The organism is Planomonospora algeriensis (assembly GCF_977012225.1).
Genome location: NZ_CDRNDK010000301.1, coordinates 1 through 8145 on the forward strand (window position 1 = coordinate 1; position 8145 = coordinate 8145).

10 protein-coding genes are annotated in these 8145 nt (G+C 71.4%); 6 read left to right on the plus strand and 4 right to left on the minus strand.

The genetic code is table 11. From position 1 onward, the window contains the following. Positions 1 to 129: 129 nt before the first annotated feature. Positions 130 to 1002, minus strand: coding sequence for an alpha/beta fold hydrolase (locus ACWJ6R_RS25190; protein ID WP_449064604.1), 873 nt, complete (start codon positions 1000 to 1002; stop codon positions 130 to 132). A 37-nt stretch (positions 1003 to 1039) separates the two neighbouring features. Next, a complete protein-coding gene (locus ACWJ6R_RS25195) occupies positions 1040 to 1585 on the minus strand; it encodes a dihydrofolate reductase family protein (protein WP_449064605.1) in 546 nt (181 codons plus the stop codon). 116 nt (positions 1586 to 1701) lie between these two features. Between ACWJ6R_RS25195 and ACWJ6R_RS25200 the strand changes: the two genes are divergently transcribed. Continuing rightward, complete coding sequence (locus tag ACWJ6R_RS25200) at positions 1702 to 2592, plus strand: LysR family transcriptional regulator (RefSeq protein WP_449064606.1); 891 nt, start codon at positions 1702 to 1704, stop codon at positions 2590 to 2592. An 18-nt stretch (positions 2593 to 2610) separates the two neighbouring features. On the opposite strand, the gene ACWJ6R_RS25205 is transcribed toward ACWJ6R_RS25200, so the two are convergent. After that, positions 2611 to 3108, minus strand: a complete 498-nt coding sequence (locus ACWJ6R_RS25205; protein ID WP_449064607.1) for a LysR family transcriptional regulator — start codon at positions 3106 to 3108, stop codon at positions 2611 to 2613. A 170-nt stretch (positions 3109 to 3278) separates the two neighbouring features. Here ACWJ6R_RS25205 and ACWJ6R_RS25210 point away from each other — a divergent pair, with 170 nt between their 5' ends. The 5 genes from ACWJ6R_RS25210 (at position 3279) to ACWJ6R_RS25230 (ending at position 6019) form a co-directional block, all read left to right on the plus strand. After that, positions 3279 to 3824, plus strand: a complete 546-nt coding sequence (locus tag ACWJ6R_RS25210; RefSeq protein ID WP_449064608.1) for a hypothetical protein — start codon at positions 3279 to 3281, stop codon at positions 3822 to 3824. A gap of 92 nt (positions 3825 to 3916) precedes the next feature. After that, positions 3917 to 4321, plus strand: coding sequence for a nuclear transport factor 2 family protein (locus ACWJ6R_RS25215; protein ID WP_449064609.1), 405 nt, complete (start codon positions 3917 to 3919; stop codon positions 4319 to 4321). A 61-nt stretch (positions 4322 to 4382) separates the two neighbouring features. Then, positions 4383 to 5261 (plus strand): alpha/beta hydrolase, encoded by an 879-nt coding sequence (locus ACWJ6R_RS25220; RefSeq protein WP_449064610.1) that lies wholly within the window; start codon positions 4383 to 4385, stop codon positions 5259 to 5261. Next, positions 5258 to 5461 carry an SDR family oxidoreductase gene (locus ACWJ6R_RS25225; RefSeq protein WP_449064611.1) on the plus strand — a complete coding sequence of 68 codons (204 nt, stop codon included), beginning with the start codon at positions 5258 to 5260 and terminating at the stop codon, positions 5459 to 5461. The genes ACWJ6R_RS25220 and ACWJ6R_RS25225 overlap by 4 nt, the downstream gene beginning before the upstream one ends. Positions 5462 to 5608: 147 nt before the next feature. Beyond that, on the plus strand, positions 5609 to 6019 hold the full coding sequence (locus ACWJ6R_RS25230) for an STAS domain-containing protein (RefSeq protein ID WP_449064612.1): 411 nt from the start codon (positions 5609 to 5611) through the stop codon (positions 6017 to 6019). A gap of 95 nt (positions 6020 to 6114) precedes the next feature. Here ACWJ6R_RS25230 and ACWJ6R_RS25235 read toward each other — a convergent pair whose 3' ends face one another. Continuing rightward, positions 6115 to 7281: a carboxylate-amine ligase gene (locus ACWJ6R_RS25235; protein ID WP_449064613.1), complete on the minus strand. Its 1167-nt coding sequence runs from the start codon at positions 7279 to 7281 to the stop codon at positions 6115 to 6117. Positions 7282 to 8145: the final 864 nt, after the last annotated feature.

The following is an 8145-nucleotide window of genomic DNA, read 5'->3' on the forward strand; positions in this document are numbered from 1 at the left end:
TGGTCGCCACGGCCGCCAGCGCGGCGGGCAGGCGGGAGCGGAGGGCGTCGGGCACCGCCCCACGATAGCGGCCGCCCCGGCGGCGGCCGTCCTCGTGCCCGGCCGCACGCCTGCCGGCTGGGCAAACTCCTACATCGCTTCCGTGGACGCGACCGCGTCCCGGGTGAGGCGGGTGAAGGCGTCGTGGACGATCCCGGCGCTGGTGGTCGCGTCGAGGGCGAGGCCCTGGTGGTCGCCGGGGAATTCGATCGGCTCGGTGCCGAGCTGCTCGGCGAGTGCGAGGGCGGAGCGGAAGGGGACGCCGTCGGGCGAAGCCGCGCCGACTCCGACGGCGATCCGGGTGGCGGCGGAGCGCAACGCGGAGAGGTCCGGCACGAAGCGCAGCACGGGCAGCAGGACGTGGGAGAGGAAGAAACCGATGTTCCCCTGGATCCGGCCCATCATCTCCAGCGCTTCGGGAGGCATCTGGGAGAAGTCAGGCATCTGCGGCGGGCCGCTGGGCTCCCCCTCGATCGTGGTGAGGAATTTCTGCATCGCGGCGCCGGGCCCTTCGGCGCGGTAGGTGTCCTGGACGTCCTGGAACACCGTCCGCCAGCGCTCGCGGTCGGGCAGCATCTCCGGAATCGGCGGCTCGTGCGCCACCAGGGCGCGGACCTGCTCGGGGTGGCGGGCGGCCAGGTCCAGGGCGGTGAGCGCGCCGCCGCTGTTGCCCAGTACGTAGGCGGGTCCGCCGCCGTGCGCGGTGAGCAGCCGGTGCGCGTCCTCGGCGAAGACGGTCACGTCCTGATCATGAGCAGGCCCGGTCAGAGTGCTGCGTGACAGGCCGCGCTGATCGTAGGTGATGACGGTGTAGCGGGTGGACAGCGCCGCGGCGAGCCCGGCCAGCGCCCCGGCGTCGGCGGGCGCGCCCGGGATCATGAGCAGCAGCGGCCCGGCGCCCCTGATCTCGTAGTGCAGGTTCGCTCCCGGAACCTGGAGTGTCCTGATCCGGACATCGTTCACGGTCTTCTCCGTTCGTGGTGGTGAGTGGTGAGTGGGTTCAGAGCGGCTGATAGGTCAGGTCCATGACGCCCGTGGCGAACGCGGCGGATCGGACCAGTTTCAGCGGCACCCGGCCGGCGCCTTCGGGGAAGAGCCGGAGGCCGGCGCCGAGCACGACCGGATGGACCAGGAGACGGAGCTCGTCGATGAGCCCGGCCTTCAGCAGGGCGCGGGTCAGGGTGATGCTGCCGGACAGGTTGATGTTCCCGCCCGGCCGCTTCTTGGCCTCGGTCAGCGCGGTGACGGCGTCGCCGTCCAGCACCGTCGAGTTCGCCCAGGCCGGTCCGTCCAAGGTGGCCGAGACGACCATTTTGGGCAGCCCGTTGATCCGATCGGCGAGCGCGCCGGTCTGGTGGGGCCAGACCGCGGCGAACGTCTCGTAGGTCACCCGGCCCAGCAGCAGGGTGTCGGCCTCCTCGTGCATCGCGCCGACCGCCGCTTCCATCTCCTCGTTCAGATACGGGAAGTGCCAGGTCTCCGGCGCCTCCACGACCCCGTCCAGAGAGATGAACAGTCCGGACACGATCTTCCGTTTCGCTCTCATTTCATTACCTTCGTTAGCATGTGGCGCTGATCTCCAACGATGGCGTGCCGGGCTGACCTGCATCAACGCGTGATCAGCGAAGCGGCGGTTAGCCGGACTCAACGATCGGGGGCACGATGCTGGAGCGGCAGGAGATCCAGGTCTTCCTGGTACTCGCGGACGAACTGCACTTCGGCCGCACGGCCGAGCGCCTGCGGCTCACTCCGGGACGCGTCAGCCAGACGATCAAGAAGGTGGAACGGCTGATCGGCGCGCCGCTGTTCGAGCGGACCAGCCGTCACGTCCGGCTCACGCCGCTCGGCACCCGGCTGGCCGATGACCTGAGGCCGCACGTCAAGGGCATCCAGGACGCGTTCCAGCGGGCGGTCGACACGGGACGGGGCGTCACCGGCGTGCTGCGGGTGGGATTCCTCGGCGCCCTCGCCGGCCAGCTCCTGCTCAAGAGCGTCGGCGTGTTCGCCGCCCGTCACCCCGACTGCGAGGTGCACATCCACGAGACGCAGTGGCACGACACCGTCTCCCGGCTCTTCGACGGCGACATCGACGTCCAGATCACCGACGTCCTGTTCGCCGCCCAACCGGGCCTCACCCCGGGCCCGGTGCTGGCGGCCGAACCGCGCCTGCTGGCCGTCCCGGCCGACCACGCCTTCGCCGGAAGGGACGCGGTACCGGTGGCGGCGCTCGCCGACCACCCGGTGATCCAGGTACCGGTGGACATCCCGCGGAGATTCCAGTCCGACCGGACTCCGTCGCGTACCGGGGACGGGCTTCCCGTCCCCCAGGGCCCGCGGGCGACAAGCTTCGGTGAGGCCCTCGCCCTCATCGCCGCCGGCCAGGGCGTCTTCCCCGTCGGCGAGCACGCCGCCCGCTTCTATCCTCGTCCCGACATCGCCTACGTCCCCCTCCGGGACGCCCCGCCCATCCAGTGGGGTCCCATCTGGCTCACCGCCAACACCAGCGGCCGGGTCCGCGAGTTCGTCCGGGCCGCGACCGACGCGGCGCGATGAATCCCGAAGCGGTGCGGGTCAGCCCTCTGGCGGGAGGGAGCCGAGGTCGCGGATGACATCGGCGAGGGAGCGGATCAGCTCGTTCTCCGCCTCGCTGCGCCACACCGGCGCGAACGGCAGCGGGCCGATGTCGTGGACCGGCAGGTAGACGATGTCCGGCCACTGCGGGTGGCGGAGGCGGAAGGCGTCCCAGTAGGGGCGCAGGTCGTGGATGTTGGCGGGGAGCAGGCCGACGCGCAACGTGCCGGTGATGCCCTGGCCGGTCAACTGGGCGCGCTGCACGCTCTCCCGCAGCCCGGCGTGCAGAGGCCGGAGGTCGTCGCGGAGCTGACGGCCGACGGGCGTCAGCCGGACCAGGCGATTGGTGCGCTCGAACAGCGGGGCGCCGATGAGCCGCTCCTGCTTCTGGATCGCCTGGGTGACGCGGGCCGGCGACAGGCGCAGCCGAGTGGCGGTGCGGCCGAAGTGCAGCTCTTCGGCCAGGGTCAGGAAGATCTCGATGTCGCGCAGTTCCACGCCTGACCTGATCCGTTGGCTCCCACTGAATGTGATCTTGCAGGATTCGTCGTTGTTCCGGGTGTCAACCGTACTTGATCCTCGAAACGCATGGATCAGTCGTTCGATGGAGTACGGATGAACCTCCTCGCCTCCGGCGCCGGCCGCCGATGACGGCTTGGAAAGTGACGATGCCCCTGATCAGCCTGGGGCTGACCACCCAGCAGGAGCGGCTCTACCGCTACCTGCTCCGCGAGCCTCGTTCCGACGTGGAGCGCGCCGCCGCCGACCTGTGCATGCCGGATGCCCGCGCCGTGCTCGCCGAGCTCGAAGCCCTCGGCCTGGCCGACGACCCGCCGGCCGTACTTCCCCCGGCCGCCGCCGTGAATCTGCTGGTACGGCGGCGCATGTCGCAGACCCGGCGCCAGCTCGCCGAACTGAGCCTGGCCTGGGACGTGCTCACCGAACTGTCCGAGGAACACCGCGGCGGCGACGTCTTCGAGGGCAGGTGGGAACGCGCCCGCGACCTGGACGACCTGGACGACCTGGCCCTGTCCCCGATCGAGCAGCAGGTCCTGCACGCCCTCACGCGCCACGACACCGACGAAGCCGCCGCACGCTCGCTCGCCGTCTCCGTCCGCAAGTTCCGCGCCCACGTCGCCGACCTGATGGCCCGCCTGGGCGCCGCCACCCGCTTCCAGGCCGCCCTGCGGGCGAAGGAACGCGGCTGGCTGTGAGGTCCGGGTCGAGGTCCGCGTGCAGCTTCCTGCACCCGGGCCTGCAACTTCTCCGTCTTCCCCGCGACGCCGGAGCGCGGCAGCCTGACCGCATGGACCGATTCGACGTCATCGACGTCTGCACCCGGATGGCCTGGCACGCCGACCAGCGCGAGTGGAATGAGCTGGCCGGGGTGTTCGCCGACACGGTGACCCTCGACTACACCAGCCTCAACGGCGGCGAGCCCGCCGTCCTCGCTCCAGCACAGATCGTCGACGGCTGGCAGAACGCGCTCGGCGCCTACAAGACCACCCAGCACCTGCTCGGCAACCATCTGGTCGCCGTCGACGGCGACACCGCGGTGTGCACCGCCTCCTTCCAGGCCACCCACCGCAGACCCGACGACACCCTGTGGACGCTGGGCGGCACCTACCGCTTCGACCTGGTGGCCACCGGTGACGGCTGGCGCATCACCGGCGTCGTGATGACCGCGGCTTGGAGCTACGGCGCCCGATGAGGACGTTCTGCCGCTTCGCCATCACCCGCGGATCGATCACCGAAGCCACCCTGGAGTACGCATGAACAAGATCACATTTGGCGGCGGGGGCGCGACCCTGACCGGCAACCTGTTCCTTCCCGATGGAGTGGAACGGGCGCCCGGCGTGGTCGTGGCGGGCACCTGGACCAGCGTCAAGGAGCTGATGGCCGACCGCTACGCCCAGCGCCTGGCCGAACGCGGCTACGCCGCCCTGTCATTCGACTTCACCGGCTTCGGCGAGTCCGAGGGCGAGCCGCGGGATGTGGAGGACCCCGCACGCAAAGTGTGCGACATCCACCACGCGATCGGCTTCCTGGCCGCACACCCGAAGGTCGACGGCGACCGGCTGGGCGCGCTGGGCATCTGCGCCGCGGCGATGTACATGGCCGACAACGCCGCCCGCGACCCCCGGGTGAAGTCCCTGGCGCTGGTGGCGCCGTGGCTGCACGACGCCGCCATCTGCGAGAGCGCCTACGGGGGCGCGGAGGCGGTGGCCGAGAAGATCAAGACCGGGCGGGAGGCGCGCTCCCGCTACGACGAGACCGGTGAGATCGACTACGTGCCGGTCGTCAGCGCCACCGACCCGCACGCCGCCATGCCGTACGACATCGACTTCTATCTCAACCCCGCCCGAGGCGGCATCCCCGCCTGGCCCAACCGGTTCGCCGTCATGGCCTGGCCGGACTGGCTCACCTACGACTCCATCGCCCTGGCCCCGCGGATCACCCAGCCCACCCTGCTCGTGCACAGCGAGGACGCCGCCATTCCCGACGGCGCGCGCCGTTTCCACGCCGGACTGGCCGGGCCCGGGGACATCCTGTGGACCCAGGGCACCCAGTTCGACTTCTACGACACCGAACCCCAGGTGATGGTGTCGGTCGACACCGTGGCCGCGCATTTCGGCAGGACGCTGCGGTGATCCTCGTCACCGGAGCCACCGGGAACGTCGGCGGCGAAGTCGTCCAGGCCATCGTCCGCGCGGGAGAACCGGTACGCGCACTGGTGCGCGCCCCCGCCGGCCCGCCGGCCGAGCAGGCCGTCGGAGACCTCGACCGGCCCGGCTCGCCGGCCGCGGCCCTCGACGGCGTACGCGGGGTGTTCCTGAGCAGGCTGACCTAACAGAGCACTGCCGAGAGGTGCGAGTAGGGGTAATCGGGTAACTACTAAGCGTGATATAGCCTGGTTTCCGGGTAACAGTCAGGCAGCCCCTCAGCCAGTACGGCGGAGCCCAGGCCCGCCGCCCCGTCCGAGGAGGTCATATCGATCATGAGGAGTCTCGAGAGCCGCAACGTGCCGGAGATCGCGCCGGCGGCCACGGAGGAGCCGCCGGAGGCCGCGCCCGTGGCCGAGCTGAAACTCGTGATCGGCGCGGAGTCGGAGGAGACGGTCGTCACGCTGGCGGGCGGCCTCACCATGGCGACCGCCTGCCTGCTGGGACGGGTCCTGACCGAGCTGGTGGACCAGGGGCACCGGTTCCTCGTCCTCGACGTGAGCTCGCTCGACTCCTGTGACGGCGCCGGCTGGACGCTGCTCCTGGGCATCCGCTGGCGCCTGGCCACCGTCGCGGGACGGCTGAGGCTCACCGGCCTGCCGCCCCGCCTGATGCGCTCGTGCCGCCAGATGGAGCTGGCCGAGGTGTTCGAACTGGACGGGGTGGCCGCGGAGCCGGTGGCCTGAGAGCCGGGGCCCGCCCGCCGTGCGGGGTTCGTGCTGCCGAGGGCTCCCGCCGACCTCCCGGCGCGGGGGCCCGCCTGCCATGCGGGAGCTCACCGCTATCTGAGGGAGGCTCTCACGGGGACGGCGGGTTCGGGCAGTGGCCGGGTCTGCTCGACGAGCAGGTGCGCCACGTCGCGCAGGCAGTGGCGCCGCCGGTAGGCGGCGCGCTGGCGGGCCGCGCCCGAGCCGCCGGCGCGCAGCCGGTTCAGCACGTCGGTGACGAAGGCCAGGTCGCCGCTGAGCTCCAGGGCGGGCCGCGCCCGCTGCAGCAGCCCGCCGACCAGTTTCCAGGCCGGTCTCCGCCTGCCGGAGAGCAGGTCGTAGCCGCTGCCCTCCAGACCGTCGTGGGCCGCCCGCCAATAGGCCACGTTGAGCAGCGTCTGATCGACCGCCGGAGCCGGCAGCCCTCTCCTGACGTCGGCGAGGGCGACGGTGCACAGCGCCCTGATCAAACCCGCCAGCGCGACGGCCTCGTCGAGGGTCGCGCACGCGTCGGCGCCGCGGAACTCCAGGGTGGGCAGGTGGTGGGAGGGCCTGATGTACCAGTAGACCATCCCCCGGTCCATGATGGCCCCGGTGGCGTACAGGGCGTCGACGAGGGCGTCGTAGTGCTCCGCCGAGGCGAAGAACGGCGGCGGCCCGGCGCTCGGCCAGCGGGTCCACTGCACGATGCGCCAGCTGGCGTGTCCGGTGTCGATCCCGTCGGCGATGGGGGAGTTGCTCATCAGCGCCTGGAGCACCGGAAGCCAGGGACGCAGGTGATTGCTGACCTGGACGGCCTCGTGGCGGTCGGGGACGCCGACGTGGACGTGGCATCCGCAGACTCCCTGCCCCTGCAGGATGCCGTCGTACTGCCGGTGCATGCGCTGGTAGCGGGGGGACGGGGTCAGCGGCGGCGGTCCGGTGTTCCCGAGCAGCGCCGTGCCCGAGGAGGCCAGGCGGACCCCGGCGTACTCGGCCGCGGCGGCCGTGGCGCTCCGGAGCTCGGCCAGGTCGTGCCGGAGCCGTCCCAGATCGGTGTGGACCAGGCTGTTGGTCTCGATCTGGAACCTCATGAGCTCCGGATGGACCCGGTCGGCCAGCGGGGCGGTGATCCGCCGGCGAACGGCGTCCGCCACGGGTACGACCCCGCCGGTCTCGGGATCGATGATCAGGAACTCCTCCTCCACGCCCACGGTGAGCGGCGGATCCCCGGAGGAGCGCACTGTGGCGATGGAGTTCATCCCCCGGACTGCCCGCTTCCGGCGGAGCGCCCGGGAGGAAGTCCGGAAAAATCTATCATAACTCTCATATGTTTTCTTTCTCCATATAAGTTATGAAAGCGTATGAGCATCTACTTCCCTGGTCTAATCGGAAAAAACCTACGAAACCATCGCATATATCTCGTAGGAGACCGATGTTCCCTGCGATTCCGGGCGATCATTCCGTAATCGGCCGCATCCTCTCCGTGTTTTCCGGCAGGCTGGAGCCGACCACATCCGACACGGGAGACGAGATGCACGGTGAGCACGGCCCCACCCCCAGGTCCGTACGGCGCGGCCGCATGCCCTACGACGACTCCCCGCCCGAATTCCCCGCTCCGGCCGGTCCCGGCGGACAGGACGGAACGGTCACCATCCCGCGTTTCCCCGGCAAGGGCACGCGGGCACGGCCGCGGGCCTTGCGCGCCGGGCTCTCCGGACCCGTGATCGTCGGGGGCTTCCTCCTCCTGGCGGGAGCCGGCGGGCTGTCCTCCGTGTGGCTGGGCGAGGCCGGGCCGTCCGCCGCGCCGGGCCACGGGAACCCGCTCCAGGACGCGCCGCCGGGAGACGACCTGACGACCGCCCCGGGGAACGCGGCTCCGGCACCGGCCCCCTCCCTCACCTCCCGTACCGCGCCCGCGGAGGGGACGCGCCCGGTGCCTCGGCCCGCCCGCACGCCGGGAGCGGGGAGGACCCGGCCGGATCCCGTCCCGGGACGGAGGCCGGCCTCCCGGCGGGCGCGGAGGCCGGCGCCTCGGCCCGGATCACGACCGCGCCCGAGGTCGTTCCGCCGGATGCCGCCGTCATGGAGCGCCCGCGACCCGGGGTGACGGCCGTCCGCGGGGA